The following is a 21,525-nucleotide window of genomic DNA, read 5'->3' as shown; positions in this document are numbered from 1 at the left end:
TTAGTCAGACTGATTGTTCTAAACCGAAACATGTAATTGTTTCGGTTACGATCATTCGTATCGTAATGAAACAACTTAACGGGTTTTGCTATCGTAAAAAATACCACAGGGCGAACTTTCCCCCTATGGCATTTTTGTTTAGCTAATGATATTTATATTATATTCCTTGGCCTTACGATACAGTGTGTTGCGTCCAATGCCCAGGGCCCTGGCACTCATACTGACATTACCATTAAAAAAATCCAAGGTTTCTTCAATGGCTCTGGCCTCTATTTCGCTAATAGACAAAGGAAACACAGAGGTGATACCCCTTTTCCCCATGGTCCTATGAATTGCCCGATAAAGATCATCAATCTTATAATAAAGATCCAATAACGTTTCCTCATCCAGTTGATCTAAATCTTCATGCTTGGTATTTAATATATTGGTAATTACATTATACTCTTGTTTCGGTAAATCCATTTTTACATTGCGGTTTTCATTTAATAGTTTGCCATTTATTTTTCCCGATAAATGCTCTGGCAGAACAACTTGACTATCACATAAAGCCAAGGCCTGTTCAACAGAATTAGCTAACTCCCGGATATTTCCGGGCCAGTGGTAATTCATCATCGCTTCTATACAGGAGGCCGAAAAGGTTGGCACAGGCCCATCGTTCTTTTCCCAAAAACGATTTACAAAATGATCGACAAATTGAGGGATATCTTCCTTACGTTCCCGTAGTGGAGGAAGAACCAGACGAACCACATCCAAACGGTAAAACAAATCTTCTCTGAATTGCCTTTGGCTCACAGCCTCTTCCAAATCTACGTTGGTAGCTGCAATAATTCTTACATTGGTCTTGACAGGTTTTTCCCCGCCTACTCTAAGAAATTCACCCGTTTCCAAAACCCGTAATAATTTAACCTGAATGGCCAAACTAGCTTCTCCAATTTCATCTAAAAAAGTGTTCCGTTGTTGGCAAGCTCAAAAATCCCCTTACGCTGCACGCTGGCTCCGGTGAAGGAACCCCTCTCGTGACCAAAAAGTTCGCTTTCCAGCAAATTTTCCGGCAGTGCACCGCAGTTGACAGCCAGAAAGGGTTTATCACTGCGCTGACTTGCAGCATGTACAAAACTAGCCAAAACTTCCTTACCAGTACCCGTTTCACCATGAATTAAGACATTAATATCCTTTGCAGCAATCCGTTCTGCAATGGATACTAATTTTATCATTTGGGGTGTTCTGCCTACCTGAAAACCAATATTTTCTGCCATTTGGCTCCAGCTATAAGAATCTTTGCCTTGCTGCCCAACTGTTTTGCCAAAATGTATAGCCCTTTCAATTAATTTCTCTACCAAAGCGATATCATCGAAGGGTTTTTCTATATAATCAAAGGCACCATATTGAATTGCTTTTACTGCAGTGCGAGTGGTACTATAACCGGTCATTATAATAACTTCACATTGGGGTTGTACATTCTTAATATGTTGGAGAAGACTAAGGCCATCGGCATCCGGCAGCTTTAAATCTACCATTGCTACGTCGAAATTTTCCTTTGCTATAAGTTGGTGAGCCTGGTCACCGGAAGACGCAACGCCAATTCGGTAACCCTTTGATCTTAGGAGACGGCTAAAGAATGTACCGACCGATTGTTCGTCATCGATAATTAGGATACCCGGACCATTTACCATTAGGCCTCACCTCCTGTTTGCCTTATCGGCAACATTAATTTAAAGGTACTACCTACCCATTGCTTACTCTCGACCTTAATCGTTCCGCCGTGGGACTGAGCAATGCCAAAACTTACAGAAAGCCCCAGTCCAGTTCCCTTGGTTGCCTCTTTACTGGTATAAAAGGGGTTGAATATTTTGGTTAACCCCTCCGGGCTAATACCGCGACCATTATCACTTACTGTAAGCACAACCCATTCCTTATCCTGATCTACTTCCACTGCTGTCGATATCCAAATACACTTTTCGCCTATATTATCTTCCAAGGCGTCCCTGGCATTAAGAAGCAGGTTAATCAAAACCTGCTGCAATTGATGACCATTGGACATGATATGAGGAACATGCTGATCCAAGTTCTCAATAATACTGATGTTATTGCGATCAATTTGATAATGAATTAAGCTTAATACCTTTTCCACCTGTTGGTTGATATCTGTTTCTGTTAAGGCAAAATGTCCTTGTCTGGAGTAGGATAGTAGATTTTGAATAATTTTTTTGCAACGCATCCCACAATTAATTATATCATCTAACCATTCCGAATGGGGATGCTCTTTATTCATATCCCTTTGCATCATTTGTGCAGTACCGATGACCACCGTCATGGGGCTGTTTAATTCGTGGGCAACACCAGCGGCCATTTCCCCAATGGCTGCTAATTTTGCCGATTGCATGAGTTGAGCTTCCATTTTTTCCTTTTCTGTTACATCTTTTACCAGCAAAATTACAGAATAGGTTTCTCCATCTGGTCCAACCATTGGGTAGTAAAAAGAATCAAAAATGGCTCCTTCATTTTGAATTTGACGATAAGTTCCCCGGCCCAATTGATAAACTTCCTCCATGGGGCAGTTTTTACAGGGAGTATCCCTATGCCAAATAACCTGATAACATTTCTGTTCCTCGCCATCGTCCTCTAAGGGAATCTTACCATCGCGCAAATTATGCCTTAAAACTTGATAATTTTTATCTATCAGAAAGATGGGATCTGTTACTGCCTTAAAGGTAGCCTCCCACTCTTGCTTTCCCTTGGAAATCTCCTTGTACAAACGAGCATTCTCAATACAGATAGCCAACTGGTCCGCCATCTGCTCAATAAATTTTAACTCAGAAGTACCGTAGGCCGATACCTGACTATCCCCAACAATAAGAACCCCAATCACTTGATTTCTTACCAGCAAAGGCACAATGGCCACAGCATCAAGCCCCAATCTCCCCACAGGATCATCCCAATTTATCACGGGGCTAAATTGCTCCGGGTTGCTGTCCATATTTATCAGAAGACGTTCACATCTATTATAGGATTGCCAGAGTGCTGAAGTGACTGGAACAGCTTGCCCAACACAGTCGTTAACCGGGGTGGCAGCAGTCATAATCAGTTTATTATTGTGAGCAAGTCCCAACCCTAAATAGCAGCAGGGAACTGCCTGGGGCAGTTTGCTATAAACCCGCTCAAGTATATCGGATAAAGACATGTCAATGTTAATATCTTTAATCAGCTGGTGTAAGATTTCTAATCGATTAATCTGGATTTTAATTTGTTCATTTGATCGTTGCACCTCTAGATAATAATTTAACTTAGAAGAATTCACTCCTGTTAAATTTTGTATAATGGTTAATTTATCATCACACATAGTTACCCCCCTTAAAGGGCTCTGCGGTATAATGCTTCTATTTGTTCTGCACAACAATCCCTCGGATTGGTTACCATACAGGTATCCTTTAGGGCATTTGCACTTAGTTTTGGTATATCTTCTTCTTTCATACCCACCTGAGCCAATTTTTCGGGTATCCCTATATCTTGAAATAATTTTCGAACAGCACAAATGCCCTTTTCTGCAGCTTTCCATTTACCCAATCCCTCAGTCTGTACACCCATAGACCTGGCTATTTTTGCAAACTTTTCCCCATTGGAAATCATATTGAATTCCATTACGTAGGGCAAAAGGATGCCATTTGTTTCTCCATGGTGCAAGTCCAGTAAGCCATCTATCTGGTGGGTCATGGCATGAGTGGCACCTAAAATAGCATTGGAAAAAGCCAAGCCTGCTTGCAGACTGGCCATGGCCATGGCCGACTTTGCTTCGAGGTTTGCTTTACAGGCAACGGATTCCCTAAGATTTTCGGAGATTAAATGAATCGCAGCCAGTGCATGCACATCCGTGAGGGGAGTGGCGGCCAAGGAAACATAGGCCTCTATAGCATGGCTTAGGGCATCTACACCAGTAGCCGCAGTGAGTCTAGGCCCTTTCGTTTGCAGTATTACCGGATCCACAATGGCAATATCCGGCACCAAGGATTTTGAGATGATTGACATTTTAGCCTGTCTTTCCCGCTCTACAATCATGGAAAATTGTGAAACCTCCGAACCGGCTCCAGCCGTGGTGGCAACAATAACCATTGGCGGTAGGGGACAGGTTATCTTATTGACCCCTTCATAATCCTTTATTTGGCCACCATTGGTAACCAAAATGGCAATGGCCTTGGCCACATCGATGGGACTACCTCCACCCACAGCAACGATACCATCACATTGGTTGGCTAAATAATACTCGGTTCCTCTGGCAACTTCAGAGTCCTTGGGGTTGGTAGACACATCGCTCCAGACAACTGCACCAATACCAACATCTTTTAAAAAATCTAAGGCCCGATCAACCCAGCCAACTCCTAAAATGCCTTGATCACTAACCAAAAAGGCCTTTTTAATCCCTAAACGGGCAGCACTTTCGCCCACTTGACTTAAAGCCCCTTGGCCAAAAATAATTTCCGGAGCCACAAATTTACTTATTTGAAGCAAACTCTTTTTCAACATGGGCAAAACACCTCCCGAATTATCTTTAGCCATTTTAGCTTTTAGCCTTTAGCTTTTGGGTTTTGTGCTAATGGTTAAAAGCTAAAGGCTAAAAGCTAACTCTATTGTACATAAACAATACTATCCCTGCAAACAAAAAATCAGGTGGACTCGGTCCACCTGCTACTACATAATATATTTATGTGGGGTGTGGATTATATTCTAGGCATTCGCTCAAACTACAGGGCGGACTTGAAAATTCCAATAATATCATTTAAAGTAGCTTTTCTTGGGTTCGTAAAACTGCAAGCATCCTTCATCGCATTTTCAGCCATAATCTTGAGATCTTCTTCCTTAACACCCAGCTCGGTCAAGCCAGCCGGAATGCCTACATCGACAGACAGCTTCTTGATTGCAGCAAGGGCTTTGTCGGCAGCATCACGAACGGACAGACCTTCAACCTTTTCACCCATGGCAACAGCGATATCAACAAAGCGCTCAGGAGCAGCAATCAGATTGAAGGCTTCTACATGGGGCAGCAGGATCGCGTTGCATACACCGTGGGGCAGGTTATAGAAACCACCCAATTGGTGAGCCATGGCATGTACATAACCCAAAGAAGCGTTGTTAAAGGCCATCCCACCGAGGAATTCAGCGTAAGCCATTTTGTCGCGGGCTTCCATATTTTCACCGTTAGCAACGGCAGCACGCAGGTTTTGTGAAATAAGTTTGATAGCCATTAAAGCAGCAGAGTCGGTTACAGGAGTGGCTGCGGTGGAAACATACGCTTCAACGGCATGGGTCAGAGCATCCATACCAGTGGCAGCTGTCAATGCAGGGGGCATACCTACCATTAATAAGGGATCGTTGATAGCAACGTTCGGGGTGCAGCGCCAGTCAACAATAGCCATTTTCACGTGGTTACTGGTATTCGTAATAATGCAAAAACGAGTCATTTCAGAAGCGGTACCAGCGGTGGTGTTTACTGCGATAAAGGGGGGCATTGCTTTCGTGCTCTTGTTGATACCTTCATAGTCACGGATGTGGCCACCGTTCGTAGCAACGATACCAATACCTTTAGCACAGTCGTGGGAGCTGCCACCACCCAAAGACAGGATCATGTCAGCACCACAGTCTTGGTAGACTTTCAAGCCATCGTGTACATTTACATCGGTGGGATTTGGTTCTGCACCGGCATAAATAGTTACTTTATTACCTTGGGCTTCTAACATAGCTCTGATATCATCGGCCATACCACCAGGACGCCCTAGAAAAGCATCCGTAACAATCAAAATATTAGAGCCGCCCATTACCTTTACTTGATCAGGAATCTCTTTGTGTGCTCCTACACCCATGAGGTTAACCGTAGGAATAAAATAACCAAATACTTGTTCTCCAACTGCCATAATTGTGACTCCTCCTTAAATTTATGCTAGGGGTAATCTCCCCTTTTCTATTTGACTGACTATTTATATAGCAATTCGTATGCCAAATAATTCAGTATTGAACAAATTTTCAGACTATAGATTAAATTGGGTCTTTTTTCCCTTTACTGTATCGTCTGAAATACCTAGCTTGGGTCAATCATTTGCATCATTTTCCCTTATTTAGCAAAAAATTTAAAAAATTCACAATGGCTTTTATAATTTGGATAATTAGTTAGTGTTCGAAATAAATACATCACTCTTGTTTCTTTATTGAACATTTGCATCGTTTACGAACAGTTCTCCAACTAACAATTTTCCTTTTAGAAGGAACATCACAATAAATAGCAAAATATAATAACACAGGTATCTCAAACTAAAAGTAACATCCCTCTTTTTATTACATAAAATGGAAAAACAATGTTAAGAGGGGTGATCCAATGGGTTTAAACAACAAAACATTAGATAATCTGCGTATGGTTAATTTAAGATTAAAGATTATTCTAATATCTTTGGTCTGTTTTTCCTTATACTTTGGTGTGACCATGCTGGGCCTTAACCAAACTTATTCCTCTCATTTTTTCCTACCACTTCATACCAATATTGAATTCTTCTGCGTTTTTGTGGCCCTTTGCACCTTTACTGCGACATGGTATTCTTACCTAAACAACTGTTCTATCTATAGCTATTTTATAGGCCTTGGACTATTAGCCGTGGGACTAATTGATTTACTTCATCTTTATTCCTGCGAAGGAATGCCTCATATTTTTGCCAGTGCCTGTACGAATCGTGCAACGCTTTATCATGTCATTGCTAGATTTCTAATGTCCCTAACCTTTTTAGTCAGTGTATTTTTATATGGTAAAGAATTTTGTTCCGTTAGACGCCATTACAGATTTTATTTTTTTGCTGCCACAATCGCTTTGGTGATTTTCATACTATTCACCGTTTCAATTGACTCCCCTTTATATCCTGCCATGCACTTACCCGATGGCAGCTTTACACAAGCTAAGATATACTGTGAATACATCATCATTGCGCTATTTGCTGCCTCCATAATAGGCTATTCACTATTATACCGAAAACATATGGATGTTTATTTTCAACTAATCATCAGCACATTGACCATTTCCATCTTTAGTGAATTGTGTTTTATTAAATATGAAAGTGTATATGATACCTTAAATCTTTTAGGACACGTTTTTCGTTTTGCCTCCTATGTGCTTATTTACGTAGCCATCTTCTTAAATAATGTCAAAAGACCCTATCAGCAATTAGTTGCCACCCGGATTGCTTTGGAGCATGCTAAGAACTCCCTGGAGGAAAAGGTTCAGGAAAGGACCCGCGAATTGCAGGAAGCCAACGAACGATTAGCCAAGGCAGCCACCCATGATTATCTTACCGGTGCCATCAACCGCATGGAGTTTACCAACCGTTTTAATAAGCTACCAGAAAAAGAAGGCTCCATTCATTCCGTCATTGCCCTTGACTTTGACTCCTTTAAAAAGATTAATGATACCTTCGGCCATGCCATCGGGGACGAATGTCTCAAAACCTTTGTCAAGGCTGCCCAGCATGTTACTCGACCCACAGACTCTGTGGCCCGTTTCGGCGGTGACGAGTTTATGCTGTTGCTTCCCAATACACCAAGGGCAGGGGCTAATGTTGTAGGAAATAAAATTCGAACACATTTGGCAGAGGTAGCGAACCCTCCCTTTACCATTTCTATGGGTATAGCGGAGTGGCCTAAGGATGGACGCAAAGAGAAAGATTTATTAGCCTATGCCGACGAGGCCCTCTACACTGCAAAGGAAAAGGGAAAAAATAGGATTGAGTAGCTGGTTTCTTATAAAAACTAAAAAATGCGAGGTTATGCCAAAATGACCGAAATCTTTCGTCTAGGCCTTTGTCAAATTAAAGTTGATACAATCAAAGAAAAAAACTTAATGCTAGCACAAAAAGCTGTCAAAGAGGCAGCCTTGCAGGGATGCCAAATAGTTGCACTGCCGGAAATGTTTAACTGTCCCTACGGTAATGATTTCTTTCCATCTTACGCAGAGCAATTTCCCGGCGGTGCAACCATCCAGACACTCTCCTCATTAGCGAAAGAGCATAACATATATCTGGTGGGCGGCTCCATCCCAGAACGGGATGCAGGTAACTTATATAATACTTGTTTTGTTTTTGATCCCAAGGGCAATTTACTAGCCCGCCATCGAAAGATACATCTCTTTGATATCAATATACCGGGTGGGGTCACCTTTAAGGAATCGGATACCCTTTCCCCCGGTGACAGCATAACGGTTTTTGACACACCCTTTTGCAGAGCCGGTGTAGCTATCTGTTATGATATCCGTTTTCCGGAACTAGCTCGTTTAATGGCCCTCAAAGGAGCCCAGTTGCTGTTGTTACCAGCGGCCTTCAACATGACCACAGGTCCAGCCCACTGGGAATTAACCCTGCGGGCTAGGGCCTTGGATAACCAAATTTACGTAGCTGCCATCTCACCAGCGAGGGATGAAAGTGCTGGTTACGTGGCCTTTGGCCACTCTTTAGTGACCACCCCCTGGGGGGAAATTTTGGTGCAAACGGCTGAAAAAACCGCTCTTCTAACCGCCGACATAGACTTGAGTTATCTGAATCAAATACGACAACAATTGCCCTTACTAAAACACCGCCGGGAACAGGTATATTTTGAAAATAAATAGCATTGGCATATTCAAGGCGAGGTGTACAGAATGCCAAGGAAAATTCTTGTTTTAGACCCGGGTCACGGTGGGCAGGACCCAGGTGCTGTGGGCAATGGCCTACTGGAAAAGGAAATAACGCTGGAACTTGGTAAAAAAGTTGCCCAAAGGCTAGCTAACTATGACGTTACAGTAAGGTTAACCAGAGAAAATGACACGTATATCTCATTAACTCAAAGGACTGCCTTTGCCAACAACCTGAAAGCCGATTATTTTTTATCCATTCATGTCAATGCCGGGGGTGGCACTGGCTTTGAAAGTTTTATTTATAATGGCGGAGTAAGTTCTGCCACCATTAACATCCGTTCAGAGATACACGACACCTTGGTAAGCTTCTTACAAAATCATAATGTTGTGGACCGAGGCAAGAAAAAGGCTAATTTTGCTGTGATTCGGGAAACAATTATGCCGGCAGCTTTAATCGAAAATCTTTTTATCGACTCTATCAAGGATACAGCACTATTAAAAAACATTGATTTCATGAATGACCTATCTGACGCCATAACCCTTGGACTGGTAAAAGGGCTTAATTTAGTACAGGTGACACCAACCAAGCCCCCCCAGCCCCCTACCATCTGGGACCCTCAGGGGGAAGTACAGCAGTTAATTGATGCAGGTATTTTAGCCAATCATCACCCAGCGGATAAACCAGTAACCTGGGGTGAATTTGCTGCAGTGATTAACAGGATTATAAAAATGAAATAAATAAATATGAAAAAAGTTAATACTAAATATAATCATTGATTTACATGGTATAATGTTCTGGGTGATTAAAGATGAACTACTCAATCCTACAAACCTTTATTGTTGTAGCTGAAAAAAAGAACCTGTCTCTGGCTGCTCAGGAAATTCATATAACCCAACCAGCCATCAGCAAACAACTCAGTGTATTAGAATCGCATTTTGATACTACCTTAGTTGAGAGAAAAGGAAGGGGTGTCAGCCTCACTCCAGCCGGTGAAGTTTTTTACCGGCATGCCAGGGAAATGTTAGAACTGATGAACAAGGCTGAGATAGAAATTCGCCAGATGTCCGGGGAAATTCGTGGCCGTATGATTATCTGTGCCAGCACGATACCCGGACACTACATTTTGCCCCCCATCATAGGTACTTTTAAAAAGGAATATCCCCTTGTGCAAACGGTGTTGCAAATTGGCGATTCCAAAGATGCTATCCGCAAATTATTGGAAGAGTCTGCCCATTTGGCCGCTGTGGGAATGTTACCCAATAACAAACGAATTGAAGGGGTTAAATTCTTTTCCGATGAACTGATGGTTATCGTTCCTATCGATCACCCCTTGGCTGAATCGGTGGAAGTGTCTATTGATCGACTGGCCAAAGAACCGCTGGTGTGGCGGGAACTAGGTTCTGGCACCCGATCCGTGGTGGAGTCTTTTTTAGCCAAGGGTGGCCTCTCTGCTGATAAATTAGATATTGCCCTGGAGCTCGGCAGCACGGGTGCCATTGTAACAGCAGTTGAAGCTGGTGCAGGTATTTCCGTGGTGTCACGTTGGGCCATCCTTAAGGAACTGGCCCTCAATAAGATCAAAGCGATTAAAATTAAAGATTTACCTATGCAGCGCGATCTTTTCCTGGCCTATCCCCGACGCAAAAATAAAAGCCCAATGGTAGAAACTTTTATTAAATATGCTTTAAAACAAAATCCCCCTGCCTAATCTGGCAAGGGGATTATTGTTTTATACAGATATAACTTCTGTTACTTCGGGAACCACTTGCTTGAGCGACCGCTCAATCCCATTTTTCAGGGTATAGGTTGCGCCGGGTCAACCACCACAGGCACCTTTTAGCTTTACACTTACAACGCCAGTAGCTTCATTAACATCTACCAGCTCAACATCACCGCCGTCTCTTTGCAGAAAAGGACGTACTTTTTCAAGGGCCTCTTGAACCTTTTCACGCATATCTGTTTCACCCCCTTATTTGCAAGACGTATTTTAAATATCCCCATATTGTCTGTTCTTTATGATTTAATTTATAAGGTATGCTTGTCATCCTGGGCTGTAGCAAAGGATGACGGAACATAATAAAAACGCTAAGATCTGGAGTAACCAAGCCTTAGCGTCGTTAACTAGTCAACTCTTACTACTTCAGTTACACCGGGAACTTGTTGTTTTAAAACACGTTCAATACCGTTTTTCAGAGTATATAAAGCCCCAGGACAATTTCCGCAGGCACCTTTTAACTTAACTTTTACAACACCATTTTCGTCGCAATCTACAAACTCAACGTCGCCACCATCTCTTTGCAGAAAAGGACGTACTTGTTCTAATGCCACTTTCACTTGCTCTTTCATTCCTTTGATCCCCTTCCTAGTTATTTGTCCATATTAGGATGTATTCATCACAAAAATATTGTAATCTATTTCAATGTACTTTTACAAGAAATATTTGTTATTATTTCCAATTCATTAAAGATTAAAGGGGAGTGTCGCCAAACTACTATTAAGAGGGCAGACACTCCCCGTTATCCACTTTCCACTGCTAATGACTCCTAATTTTGTATAAAACTTACATAATGGTAACTGTAATCAAACTATAGTTACTGCGTTCTTCTATTTGTTTAATCACTTTAACTTGTTCAGCCATGTCATGATTAACCTGCTCCAGTTGTTGTGCCAGCAGATTCGCCGGTTCTTCAGAATATTGCTGTTCCAATTCAGTTTGTTGTTGTTTTAAACCTGCTAATCTTTCGGCAGCTCCTTTATGTTGAATACTTAAATCCTTTTCCACAGGTAAAAAACTTACAACGGCGCCTAGCCCTTGTAAAGAATGAATAATCGTACCATAGGAACTTTTTGTCACCCTAATTTCCAAGGTACCGCTTTCATTGGTTCCGGAGTAAGGAGTATTGATCACTGCTCCATTATTTTGGGCAATCCGGTTGATATCTTTTAAGACATCTGCCACTTGGTCAACATCTAATTTCAAAGTAGTACTGCTTGCAACCAAGCCTTCACTGGGCTTGGGAATAAAGCTCTCCACCTGTTTATCCTTGGTTATCGGCTTAGCAGGCGTAGCTATGGTAGTCTGATTACTGGCAGCAGGAGCTTCTTTCCCCGGTTCGTTTGTATTTTCGTTAAGTGGGGAAGCCGTACTTGTATTCGGTTCTTGATTTTTTACCACTTCAGGGTTATTCGTCTGGGCTTGGTTTGGACTCGTTGGGTTTGGATTCGGTACGTTAGGCTGTTGGGCTGTGTTTATTATTTGTTTTTCCTTGGTTGGAACAGGCAAAAGCGAATTATCCTCCTGTTGCCATAAGGAAGTAATTCCCAGTGTCATCATCATTACCGCTGCTACTGCAACAGAACGATACCAGGTACTCCTGGTGATAGCTGTAACCCGAGTTAGCCAGCTCTTTTGTTGTTCTTTTTGTTTTGTAACCTCTATATCATCGATTTTCGCCAGCAGTTTTTCCCGAAAATCAACTGGTGGAGTCATTTCGGGAAGTTCCTGCAGTAAAAGCATGACAGCCTGGAGTTCTTCTAACTCTGCCTTACATTTGGGACAGCAAGCCAAATGAACCCGGACTTCAGCACACTCATCCGAATTAAGCACACCATCCAAGTAAGGAGACAGCATACTCGAGATATCCTTACATTGCACGGAACATCCCTCCTTTACTTAGCTAGACGTTTAGGTTGGGATATTAGTTCCATTTTCTTACTGATTTTTTCCTTTAATGCCTGTCGGGCACGGCTTAAGCGCGATTTGACCGTTCCAAGGGAACAACCAAGTATTTCCGCTATTTCTTCGTAGGCTAACTCTTGAATTTCACGCATAACGATTATTTCACGGTAATCATCGGATAGGGTATCTAAGCAGCTTTGAATCATTGCCTGTGTCTCACTACGATCCAGCATTTCTTCAGGGCCTGGGTCATTACTGCGAATCTCATATGTATTATTGTTGTTTTCACTCGAGTTATCATCCAATGAAACCGTTGGCCTTCGTTGTCTTTTGCGCAATTCATCACGACAGACATTTACGGTAATGTGATAGATCCAGGTACTGAAACTAGAATCGCCTCTAAAATTCGGCAGTGCCTGATATATTTTAATAAAGGCATCTTGCGCCAAGTCTGAGGCATCCGCATAGTTCCCCATCAATCTGTAAGCAATTGTATAAACCTTATTTTCATATAAACGAACAAGGTGTTCAAAGGCCTCTCTATCACCTTTTTTGCTGCGCTCCACAAGTAATTGATCTTCCAGGGGCAAGGGTCCCCCTCCTTTTGAAAGGTTTGTCGGTCTCTTCCAGAATATTTATGAACATACAAAAAGTTTCCAGTTAACTAACCAACTTGGTTTAAAAGCTTATATGCAATTATCTTCTACGTTAAACAGTGTAATCCTTTAGCTAAAAAAAACCAACCTTGGAACATAATATCTTTTACTTAAACAGGTTTTAAAAAAGAAAACACTTTACTCCTAAATATGACTGCCTTCGTGCGCCTTTTGTAACAAAGAAATATAATATTAACACCATAATATTAAAAAAAATAAATTTGCACTTGAAAGTTTCGATTCGTTCTCGTATAATTAGAAAGCAGTCAATTTTATGCCGAAGTGGCGGAACTGGCAGACGCACTGGACTCAAAATCCAGCGGTGTAACAACCGTGCGGGTTCGACTCCCGCCTTCGGCACCAATATATGCAACAACCTTAAAACCTCGCAAAATGCGAGGTTTTTTGTTTAACAAGGTTTGGAAAAGCCAAAGACCCGGCACATAGGTTACCGGGTCTCTAACGGAAAGTATATTTTTTGCCGCTAGGGCGTAATTATTTTGCCCAATTCTCCTTAGAACATTCCTTTCATTCTACTGTTGAACTTCCCCTTGGCAACAAGGAAACCAATACCCCTACATCAAGTTTGACTTCTTGTACTCTTCGGTTTCTAGCGATCTAAGAACCGTATAGGCATGTTTTTCTATCTCCATTGTTATATCTGCTGTCAAATCCTTACTAAATTCAGAAATTACTTTTTTCCGAATTAAGCGTGAGAAACCAATAATGATAAGTAGCGAATCGATTAGGTCAGGATTTATTTTTTTTGTCTTCATAAAATCCCTCCTAAATTTTTCCTAATTATATCAAATAAACTAATTGTAGGGACAAATTGCACGAATATTTCAGAATATTTTAACGGTATTGTAACATTTAATAGAAATAATTACCCAGTGAATAACCAATATAAGCAAAAATAATACCGATAACGACACTGATAACTAAATAAATCAGCGAGATAATTGTCCTCCCCCGGCGAATTAACTCCACCGCCTCCAATTCATAGGTGGAAAAGGTAGTATATGCCCCTAAAAAACCAGTTCCCAAAAAGAATAAAACTTCCGATGACAAATGACGGCAGGCAAAAAGTAGCCCTAAAAGAAAAGAACCAGTGACATTGATTATAAAGGTACCAAAGGGAAAGGATTTATGATGTCTAGCCTGGATAAAATTGTTAAGGCCAAAGCGGCAGATGGCCCCCAGGAATCCTCCGGCAGCTACCAGCAAAGGCAATTTCATTGGTTATCACCCCTAATTTTTACGTTGATAAACAAGCGGTGGGCTAAGCCGATGCCTAGCCAGGCCAAAGCCAACCCGCCAGTGATACTGACCAGGACATAGCTCCATGCCGCCGTATAGTGAGCCTTTTCCAGCAGGCTAATGGTATCAACGGAAAAGGTTGAGAAGGTGGTAAAAGAACCAATGATACCTGTATTTATGGCCAAAACATACGGACGAGGCAGTTGCCACTTAAGTAAACTACCATAGGTGATAAAACCAAGCAGAAAACTCCCCAGTAGATTAACCGTTAAGGTCCCATAGGGAAAAGCTGTTACTGTTATGCGCTGGATGGCAGTTCCTAAACAAAACCTAGCCAACGCCCCAAGGATACCTCCCATTCCCACATAAAGATAGTTCATTGCTTTGTCCCCCGCTTCCATTATGATGGATTAATCCTATTATAATTCCTGGTGGGATTTATAAATAGTTAACTTTACGAAAGATAACACAAAAAACCACCTCCGCTAAAAGGTGGTTTCAAGGCCGAAATCGGCAACAGCGGCTAATTTATTTGCTTATACAGTCATTTGATTTATCCACTTCCATAATAATGGGAAGAATCATCGGCCGACGCCTGGTTTTTTCGTATAGAAACTTGCCTAAATTAGATTTGATCTCTTGTTTAATGTAAGACCAACCGCAGTTTCCCTTGGCGATGCATTTTTCTAAGGAAGCAACCACTTTTAAGCGAGCCTCTTCCATTAAGACCTCCGCCTCTCTAACATAAACAAAGCCCCGGGAAACGATATCCGGCCCGGTCAATACTTGGTGGGTATGCTTATCCATCGTCAACACGACAATGAGTATACCCTCCTTAGCCATATCCCGGCGATCTCTTAGTACGATATTACCCACGTCACCGACTCCCAAACCATCCACCAGCACCCTGCCCGCCGGAACACGTCCCGTTAATCGACCATGCTTCCTGGTAAAGGAAAAGACCTGACCAATTTCCCCTACAAAAATATTTTCCTCGGGGATTCCCAGCAATTGAGCCAGTTCAGCATGTTTCTTTAACATCCGATATTCTCCATGCACCGGAATGAAATACTTGGGTCGCAGGAGGTTTATCATCAGCTTTAATTCCTCTTGGCTGGGGTGACCGGATACATGGATATCCGAGCTGCCTTCATAAATCACCTTAGCCTTTAGTTTAAAGAGATGATCGATGATCCGGGATACTAACTTTTCATTGCCAGGGATAGGCGTTGCGGAAATAATCACCGTATCCCCTGGGAGTACTTCCACCTGACGATGATCACCAAAGGCCATCCGGCTTAAGGCAGACATTGGTTCACCCTGGCTGCCAGTGGTAAGGATAACCACCTGGTTTTTTGGCAGACTGTCCACCTGATCCAACTCGATCAACATTCCTTCAGGAATGTTTAAATAACCCAATTCACCGGCCACTGACAACACATTTACCATACTGCGCCCGGCCACAGCTACCCGACGCCCATATTTGTGAGCTGATAAAATGGCCTGCTGCAATCGATGAATGTTGGAAGCAAAGGTAGCAATAATAATTCTCTCTTCTGCTGCCAAGAAGTACTCATCAAAGGATTTTCCAACCAAACGCTCTGACAAGGTATAACCCTCTCGTTCCACATTGGTACTATCTGACATCAGTACCAATACACCCTTTTCCCCCAGAGAAGCAAATTTGTGCAAGTCAATCACATCATCATCCACCGGGGTATGGTCGATCTTAAAATCCCCAGTATGCACCACTACCCCCAGGGGGGTGTGGATGGCAATCGCCATTGCATCAGGAATACTGTGGGTGACCCGAATAAACTCAACCCTAAAGGGTCCAATCTCCACCACATCCCGAGGCCTCACCGACCGTAGATCAGCATCCCTTTCCAGATGGTGTTCCTTTAACTTGCGCTCTACCAAGCCTAAAGCCAGTGGAGAACCATAGACTGGCACTTTTATTTGTTTAAGAAAATAGGGTAACCCCCCAATGTGATCTTCGTGACCATGGGTAAGCAATACCGCCTGTACCTTATCTTGATTTTCGACCAGATAGGTATAGTCAGGCAGTACGAGGTCTATGCCCATCATTTCCTCTTCCGGAAAGGCCATGCCACAGTCAATAAGTAAGATATGGTCACCATATTTAATCGCTGTCATGTTCTTCCCAATTTCCCCTAGTCCCCCTAGGGGAATTACTTGTAATTCTATATCCTTTGCCAAAATGACACCCCCCTTATATTCCTTCTATATTAATTGCCGCTTAGTCCAACTTTTTACAATTATACTTTATAAAATTCCCCAATGGTAGTTGTAGATTAAGGAGGGGATGTTAATTTAGACGGTTGACCTTTTCCTAGTCCTTCTATTGCCATGGTTATCCAATCTTTTTTTATTATCCGTTTTGGCCCGGGTGTCTTTATGAAAGTTCTTTGCCCGGGGATTAAATGGTTTTACATTCTTCGATCTTATAGGCCTTTCCTCTGTTAATTCCACAGGAGTTCGATCCGGTTCCTTCGTGATCATTTTCAGAGCGGCAGCCACAAGGGTCACTGAATCTTGTTCGGTCAACAAATCCTCGGCCAGCATTCGGTAAGATTCAAAGCCGCCCTCTTCGGCAATTTGCATTAATTTTTCCACAGCCATCCTTTGCTGCCCCTCGATGGCTTCTTTAATAGAAGGAATTGGCCTACGGCTGATTTTGTGTTTGGTTATATTCTCAATAAATTTTAAAAGATTTATTTCCCTGGGCGTTACAAAACTTATGGCTTCGCCACTTTTACCGGCACGACCCGTACGCCCTATGCGGTGAACGTAGCTTTCCGGGTCTTGAGGAAGATCAAAGTTATATACATGGGTTACGCCGCTGATATCTAAGCCCCTGGCAGCAACATCTGTCGCCACCAGAATGTCTATAACCCCGCCCTTAAATTGACGCAGTACACTCTCACGCTTAGACTGTGTAAGATCACCATGGATACCTTCCGCCGCATAACCTCGCTTATTTAAGGCTTCATAAAGTTCATCCACCCGGCGCTTGGTTCGTCCAAAGACAATGGCCAATTCGGGAGATTGTATATCCAATAGTGTACAGAACAGTTCAAATTTTTGCCTTTCCTGTACCTCAATATAACTTTGATCAATACTAGGAACTGTAACTTCCTTAGCCTTGATGGTAATTAACTCAGGATTCTTTAAAAAACGCTGGGCCAGGTTTTGAATCGATTTTGACATGGTGGCAGAGAAAAGCAAACTTTGGCGTTCCGCGGGAATATGCTGCATTATTTCTTCAATATCTTCAATGAATCCCATGTTCAGCATTTCATCTGCTTCATCTAAAACCACGATCTCAATTTCTTGCAAACGAATCGTTTTCCTCTGCATGTGATCCATGAGGCGACCAGGTGTTCCAACAATGATTTGAGGTTTTTTCTTAAGTGCTCTAATCTGGCGGTTAATATCCTGACCGCCATAGATGGGTAGTGTTCGTATTCCCTTGACCTGGCCTATTCGATTTAATTCCTCTGCCACCTGAACAGCCAACTCCCGGGTAGGAGTAATGACAAGCCCCTGAATTTTTTCAAACTCCTGTGCTACTCTTTCAATCATTGGTATGCCAAAGGCTGCGGTCTTTCCTGTACCAGTGTGGGCCTGTCCAATAAGATCCTTACCCTGTAAAGCAAAGGGAATGGCTTTTTCCTGAATGGGGGTAGCTTCCTCAAACCCCATAATCCTTAGTGATTCACTAACAGGTTTGCTTAAATTAAAATCATAAAAACTAGACAATAATGACACTCCTTTTCTTTAAAAACTATTTTTATATAAAATGATCAAAGAGGAACTTTAATATGCAAGACTTAGCCTTTGGGGCCAAATACCATTAATCATACCAAAAAGTTCATGACTTTACAAATAAAACCACCCGATAATATTAAAAAACGCTCTAAATAATATAAAAATCTCTGCAATTATCATGCAGAGATTGATTGGTGTAAGTATCTCATCTACTTATTCTTTTAAATAACCAGACGACAAGCACAAGCACAAAGCAAATACTAACCGTAATCAAACCAAAATAGTTTTCCAGCAAGGCTATAGCCTTTTCTCCTATTGCTATAATCAACAGTGCTTCTAGAAAAAACCTTGCACTTCTACTGATGATTGAGGCTAAGATAAAGGTAATTTTGTTAATACGGAAAACTCCGGCCGAAATGGTAAATATTTTATAGGGAATGGGTGAAAAGCCTGCTATGGCTACGGCCCAACCACCGTAGCGCTGAAAAAGATCTTGTATCTTCAGCATACTCTCTGGTGAAACCCATCTTTTCAATAAAGGTCTACCTGCAAATACGCCAATTAAATAACCAAGCATACCACCAAGAACCGAAGCCACTGATACGATAGCAGCAAACCAGAGTGCTTGCTCCGGATTGGCAAGGGCCATCGGAATCAACAAAACATCCGGTGGTATGGGGAAAAAGAAGGATTCTATAAAGGATAGAATACCAAGACCTAAACTACCGTAATTTGAAAAAAAATCCAATATACCTTCCATTTATCTCCGTCCATAAAACGAACTTGACCATTCCTTCTATCTTAAATGATGCTATTCGCGATAAAAGGTCTGACTATTATCATACGAATATCCCTATCCCCTGTCAATAGTATGAGATACCATTATTCACCATGAAATATTTTCCCTAAAGAGGAATATTTATGTTTCCGGAGAATTATATTATAATGCATAAACAACTAAATAATGCTCCGAGCCTACCAACCTAAAGTATTCACGGTTCTTAGGCCGTTAGGGTTTGCCGGGAAACGGGCAGGCCTCCCGGTGTGGAAAGGAGGAATTTAATCATTCAGGACGGGTAAACCATGTACTGTTTTCCATACCAGTGCGCGGTTTTTTTATGTTTACTGGGAGGTGAAACAGCATATAAATAGTCCCTATCCTAATTAATTTTATATTATTACTTTAACTGGAGGTTTTATTATGAAGAAACGTTCGACAACATTTATTGCTTTGTTGCTGTCAATGGTCATGCTGGTATTTGTTGGCTGTACTCAACAAAAAGCCCCTCAGGAAGACGCCAAACAGGAAGCCCCAGCACCGGCAGTAAAAGATGTTATTCTGGCCACAACCACCAGCACCCAGGACAGTGGCTTGCTGGATGTATTAAAGCCCGAATTTGAAAAACAAACCGGCCACAACCTAAAAATTATTGCTGTGGGTACTGGTGCCGCCCTACAAATGGGTGAAAAGGGTGAAGCCGATGTATTGCTGACCCACGCTCCCAAATCCGAGCAACCCCTGGTGGATAGTGGTGTTGCCATCAACTACAGTCTGGTTATGCACAACGACTTTGTTATTGTGGGACCCGAAAATGACCCTGCGGGCATTAAAAACGCAAATACTACTGCTGAAGCCGTAAAAATGATTGCTGATAATGGTGCTATCTTTGTATCCCGGGGCGATGATTCCGGTACCCACAAAAAGGAACTGGATCTTTGGAAGGAAGCCCAGATAGAACCTAAAGGTCAAAATTGGTATCAAGAATCCGGTACTGGTATGGGCGCAACACTAAATATTGCCTCTGAAAAACAAGGCTATACCCTTACTGACCGGGCAACCTATTTAGCCCAAAAGGATAATCTAAAATTAACGATCCTATTACAAGGTGACAAATCCTTATTAAATATCTACCACGTAATGAATGTAAACCCAGAGAAATTTGATAAGGTAAATGCCGAAGGCGGCAAGGCCTTTGTAGACTTTATGGTAGCTAAGGAAACCCAAGATATTATTGCTAAGTTTGGTGTAGATCAATATGGTGAACCTTTATTCTTTGCTGATGCCAACAAATAAGCTTTAAACAATATTAGAAGGGAGTGTCAAGCGACACTCCCTTCTAATATTGTAACGTGCATTCAATCAGCTTACTTCTGCACTAAATATTTTATCATAGGGAAACTTGATGATAAAGTCGGTACCAAAGGGTCCTGTTTTTACATCAATTGAAGCACGGTGCCTTTCGGCAATACTATAACAGATCGCCAGACCTAGTCCGGTGCCGCCATCCTTTGTGGTATAAAAGGGTGTTCCAAGTTTTTTCATGATTTCATCCTTGATCCCTTCCCCTTCATCCCGAATAGATAATATTACATGGGGTTGCCTGGTGTAGGTGCGGATAGTAATATTCCCACCCTCGTGCATCGCTTCTAGGCCATTACGAACTAAATTATATATCACTTGTCTTATTTCATTTTCATCCAGTGGCAGGTCCGGCACCTTATCCAGTACGGCATAGACATGTTTTTCTTCTTTAGTGGCCTGGGCTTGCATTAATGGCAAAATTTTTGTAATGACATCATTAAGGTTTTTCGTTTCCACCCTTTCCGGTTTATTTCTAGCCAAGGTAAGAAACTCAGTGATAATAGCATTTGCCCGATCCAACTCTTCTATCATCAATCTAAATTGATCCTTAAAATTCTGACAACTTTCCTGCTTTGCTTGAAACAACTGTAAAAACCCTCTAACCGTAGTTAAGGGATTACGGATTTCATGTCCGATCCCCGCTGCCACCTGACCAATTAGATTGAAGCGTTCCAGTTTCTTGATCTCTCTTTCCATCTCTATTGATTCTGTGATATCCCTATGGGATAACAACATACATTGTTCCCCGGCCATATTTACAACAACACCCGAACCCTGAAGAATCCTCTGGGTCCCCTCCCTGGTACAAACTGTAATTTCCTTATTATAATTTTTTCCTTCCTTGGACAACTCCGTTAAAAATTCGTTGCGTTGTTCTTCATCCACAAAAATATTAAGATCTAACATAGAACGTCCAAGGATTCTTTCTCTAGGAAGACCAAAAAACCGTTCTACATTTTTATTTACATCCACGATAACATAATCATTGAGTCTAACGATGGCTTGTATATTCGGACTATCATGAAACATTTTAGAAAACCGTTGCTCCGATAGTTTAAGGGAGTTCTGTGCCTTCAGTAGTTGAGTGTGTTTATAGCATAAAAACACCGTGGAGAAAATAGCAATCATACAGCAAAACAAAAAGCCCCATACTAACTCCTTGTTAATCTTGTAGAATCCCTGTAAATCTTCTATACTTGGTTCCCCATAGCAATAAACTGGAAAATTAAAAAGGCTAAAAATAAGAGAACACAGTATTATGCCTGGAAAAAATTTATTTTTCAATAGGTACACCCCATCTCATCACAAGATCAAAAATTGCCCCTAACAAATACAATTATAATTAATTAAAAATAAAAA

Annotated in this window: 19 protein-coding genes, 1 tRNA gene, 1 pseudogene and 1 riboswitch; of the genes and pseudogenes, 6 read left to right on the top strand and 15 right to left on the bottom strand. The window is 41.8% G+C overall.

Annotated features, from left to right (window positions below):
• Window positions 1-138: 138 nt before the first annotated feature.
• From V6C11_RS06030 to V6C11_RS06015, 4 genes and pseudogenes are all read right to left on the bottom strand, one after another.
• A pseudogene (locus V6C11_RS06030) lies at window positions 139-1,673 on the bottom strand (sigma-54-dependent transcriptional regulator).
• Complete coding sequence (locus tag V6C11_RS06025; protein ID WP_333530205.1) at window positions 1,673-3,340, bottom strand: GAF domain-containing sensor histidine kinase; 1,668 nt, start codon at window positions 3,338-3,340, stop codon at window positions 1,673-1,675. The pseudogene V6C11_RS06030 and the gene V6C11_RS06025 overlap by 1 nt, the downstream one beginning before the upstream one ends.
• A gap of 11 nt (window positions 3,341-3,351) precedes the next feature.
• Window positions 3,352-4,518 carry an iron-containing alcohol dehydrogenase gene (locus V6C11_RS06020; protein WP_333530204.1) on the bottom strand — a complete coding sequence of 389 codons (1,167 nt, stop codon included), beginning with the start codon at window positions 4,516-4,518 and terminating at the stop codon, window positions 3,352-3,354.
• A 218-nt stretch (window positions 4,519-4,736) separates the two neighbouring features.
• The gene (locus V6C11_RS06015) at window positions 4,737-5,903 is read right to left on the bottom strand and encodes an iron-containing alcohol dehydrogenase (RefSeq protein WP_333530203.1); all 1,167 of its coding nucleotides are present in this window, start codon (window positions 5,901-5,903) and stop codon (window positions 4,737-4,739) included.
• A 458-nt stretch (window positions 5,904-6,361) separates the two neighbouring features.
• Between V6C11_RS06015 and V6C11_RS06010 the strand changes: the two genes are divergently transcribed.
• From V6C11_RS06010 to V6C11_RS05995, 4 genes are all read left to right on the top strand, one after another.
• Complete coding sequence (locus tag V6C11_RS06010) at window positions 6,362-7,759, top strand: sensor domain-containing diguanylate cyclase (protein WP_333530202.1); 1,398 nt, start codon at window positions 6,362-6,364, stop codon at window positions 7,757-7,759.
• A gap of 42 nt (window positions 7,760-7,801) precedes the next feature.
• Window positions 7,802-8,629, top strand: coding sequence for a carbon-nitrogen hydrolase family protein (locus tag V6C11_RS06005; protein ID WP_333530201.1), 828 nt, complete (start codon window positions 7,802-7,804; stop codon window positions 8,627-8,629).
• A gap of 30 nt (window positions 8,630-8,659) precedes the next feature.
• A complete protein-coding gene (locus tag V6C11_RS06000; protein WP_333530200.1) occupies window positions 8,660-9,373 on the top strand; it encodes an N-acetylmuramoyl-L-alanine amidase family protein in 714 nt (237 codons plus the stop codon).
• A gap of 71 nt (window positions 9,374-9,444) precedes the next feature.
• Window positions 9,445-10,344, top strand: coding sequence for a selenium metabolism-associated LysR family transcriptional regulator (locus V6C11_RS05995; protein ID WP_333530199.1), 900 nt, complete (start codon window positions 9,445-9,447; stop codon window positions 10,342-10,344).
• A gap of 21 nt (window positions 10,345-10,365) precedes the next feature.
• Here the strand turns inward: V6C11_RS05995 and V6C11_RS05990 are convergent, their stop codons facing one another.
• The 4 genes from V6C11_RS05990 to V6C11_RS05975 all read right to left on the bottom strand — a co-directional run bounded on the left by V6C11_RS05990 (window position 10,366) and on the right by V6C11_RS05975 (window position 12,905).
• A complete protein-coding gene (locus V6C11_RS05990; RefSeq protein WP_333530197.1) occupies window positions 10,366-10,590 on the bottom strand; it encodes a NifU family protein in 225 nt (74 codons plus the stop codon).
• Window positions 10,591-10,757: 167 nt separating this feature from the next.
• Window positions 10,758-10,982: a NifU family protein gene (locus V6C11_RS05985; RefSeq protein WP_333530196.1), complete on the bottom strand. Its 225-nt coding sequence runs from the start codon at window positions 10,980-10,982 to the stop codon at window positions 10,758-10,760.
• 214 nt (window positions 10,983-11,196) lie between these two features.
• Entirely contained in the window at window positions 11,197-12,291 is a 1,095-nt protein-coding gene (locus V6C11_RS05980; RefSeq protein ID WP_333530195.1) for a zf-HC2 domain-containing protein, read from the bottom strand.
• A 14-nt stretch (window positions 12,292-12,305) separates the two neighbouring features.
• Entirely contained in the window at window positions 12,306-12,905 is a 600-nt protein-coding gene (locus tag V6C11_RS05975) for a sigma-70 family RNA polymerase sigma factor (protein ID WP_333530194.1), read from the bottom strand.
• Window positions 12,906-13,247: 342 nt separating this feature from the next.
• Here V6C11_RS05975 and V6C11_RS05970 point away from each other — a divergent pair.
• Window positions 13,248-13,334, top strand: a tRNA-Leu gene (locus tag V6C11_RS05970).
• A gap of 212 nt (window positions 13,335-13,546) precedes the next feature.
• On the opposite strand, the gene V6C11_RS05965 is transcribed toward V6C11_RS05970, so the two are convergent.
• The 6 genes from V6C11_RS05965 to V6C11_RS05940 form a co-directional block, all read right to left on the bottom strand.
• The gene (locus tag V6C11_RS05965) at window positions 13,547-13,747 is read right to left on the bottom strand and encodes a hypothetical protein (RefSeq protein ID WP_333530193.1); all 201 of its coding nucleotides are present in this window, start codon (window positions 13,745-13,747) and stop codon (window positions 13,547-13,549) included.
• A 97-nt stretch (window positions 13,748-13,844) separates the two neighbouring features.
• A complete protein-coding gene (gene crcB, locus V6C11_RS05960) occupies window positions 13,845-14,210 on the bottom strand; it encodes a fluoride efflux transporter CrcB (RefSeq protein WP_333530192.1) in 366 nt (121 codons plus the stop codon).
• Window positions 14,207-14,611, bottom strand: coding sequence for a fluoride efflux transporter CrcB (crcB, locus tag V6C11_RS05955; RefSeq protein WP_333530191.1), 405 nt, complete (start codon window positions 14,609-14,611; stop codon window positions 14,207-14,209). The genes crcB (V6C11_RS05960) and crcB (V6C11_RS05955) overlap by 4 nt, the downstream gene beginning before the upstream one ends.
• Window positions 14,612-14,759: 148 nt before the next feature.
• Entirely contained in the window at window positions 14,760-16,451 is a 1,692-nt protein-coding gene (locus V6C11_RS05950; RefSeq protein WP_333530189.1) for a ribonuclease J, read from the bottom strand.
• A 114-nt stretch (window positions 16,452-16,565) separates the two neighbouring features.
• Entirely contained in the window at window positions 16,566-18,014 is a 1,449-nt protein-coding gene (locus V6C11_RS05945) for a DEAD/DEAH box helicase (protein WP_333530188.1), read from the bottom strand.
• Window positions 18,015-18,228: 214 nt separating this feature from the next.
• Window positions 18,229-18,783: a YqaA family protein gene (locus V6C11_RS05940; protein ID WP_333530187.1), complete on the bottom strand. Its 555-nt coding sequence runs from the start codon at window positions 18,781-18,783 to the stop codon at window positions 18,229-18,231.
• A 195-nt stretch (window positions 18,784-18,978) separates the two neighbouring features.
• A riboswitch (molybdenum cofactor riboswitch) is annotated at window positions 18,979-19,094 on the top strand.
• 130 nt (window positions 19,095-19,224) lie between these two features.
• Here V6C11_RS05940 and V6C11_RS05935 point away from each other — a divergent pair.
• Entirely contained in the window at window positions 19,225-20,097 is an 873-nt protein-coding gene (locus tag V6C11_RS05935) for a substrate-binding domain-containing protein (RefSeq protein ID WP_333530186.1), read from the top strand.
• 66 nt (window positions 20,098-20,163) lie between these two features.
• Here the strand turns inward: V6C11_RS05935 and V6C11_RS05930 are convergent, their stop codons facing one another.
• A complete protein-coding gene (locus V6C11_RS05930; RefSeq protein WP_333530185.1) occupies window positions 20,164-21,459 on the bottom strand; it encodes a two-component system sensor histidine kinase NtrB in 1,296 nt (431 codons plus the stop codon).
• Window positions 21,460-21,525 lie beyond the last annotated feature (66 nt).

Origin of the sequence: Desulfotomaculum sp. 1211_IL3151 (assembly GCF_036763075.1) — a bacterium.
GTDB lineage: Bacteria > Bacillota > Desulfotomaculia > Desulfotomaculales > Desulfotomaculaceae > Desulfotomaculum.
This window is presented reverse-complemented; position numbering and strand designations above follow the sequence as displayed.

Bases quoted from the DNA above. Each gene is read 5' to 3' on its own strand.
- V6C11_RS06025 (WP_333530205.1), bottom strand. From the start codon at position 3,340: ATGTGTGATGATAAATTAACCATTATACAAAATTTAACAGGAGTGAAT.
- V6C11_RS06020 (WP_333530204.1), bottom strand. From the start codon at position 4,518: ATGTTGAAAAAGAGTTTGCTTCAAATAAGTAAATTTGTGGCTCCGGAA.
- V6C11_RS06015 (WP_333530203.1), bottom strand. From the start codon at position 5,903: ATGGCAGTTGGAGAACAAGTATTTGGTTATTTTATTCCTACGGTTAAC.
- V6C11_RS06010 (WP_333530202.1), top strand. From the start codon at position 6,362: ATGGGTTTAAACAACAAAACATTAGATAATCTGCGTATGGTTAATTTA.
- V6C11_RS06005 (WP_333530201.1), top strand. From the start codon at position 7,802: ATGACCGAAATCTTTCGTCTAGGCCTTTGTCAAATTAAAGTTGATACA.
- V6C11_RS06000 (WP_333530200.1), top strand. From the start codon at position 8,660: ATGCCAAGGAAAATTCTTGTTTTAGACCCGGGTCACGGTGGGCAGGAC.
- V6C11_RS05995 (WP_333530199.1), top strand. From the start codon at position 9,445: ATGAACTACTCAATCCTACAAACCTTTATTGTTGTAGCTGAAAAAAAG.
- V6C11_RS05985 (WP_333530196.1), bottom strand. From the start codon at position 10,982: ATGAAAGAGCAAGTGAAAGTGGCATTAGAACAAGTACGTCCTTTTCTG.
- V6C11_RS05965 (WP_333530193.1), bottom strand. From the start codon at position 13,747: ATGAAGACAAAAAAAATAAATCCTGACCTAATCGATTCGCTACTTATC.
- crcB (WP_333530192.1), bottom strand. From the start codon at position 14,210: ATGAAATTGCCTTTGCTGGTAGCTGCCGGAGGATTCCTGGGGGCCATC.
- crcB (WP_333530191.1), bottom strand. From the start codon at position 14,611: ATGAACTATCTTTATGTGGGAATGGGAGGTATCCTTGGGGCGTTGGCT.
- V6C11_RS05940 (WP_333530187.1), bottom strand. From the start codon at position 18,783: ATGGAAGGTATATTGGATTTTTTTTCAAATTACGGTAGTTTAGGTCTT.
- V6C11_RS05935 (WP_333530186.1), top strand. From the start codon at position 19,225: ATGAAGAAACGTTCGACAACATTTATTGCTTTGTTGCTGTCAATGGTC.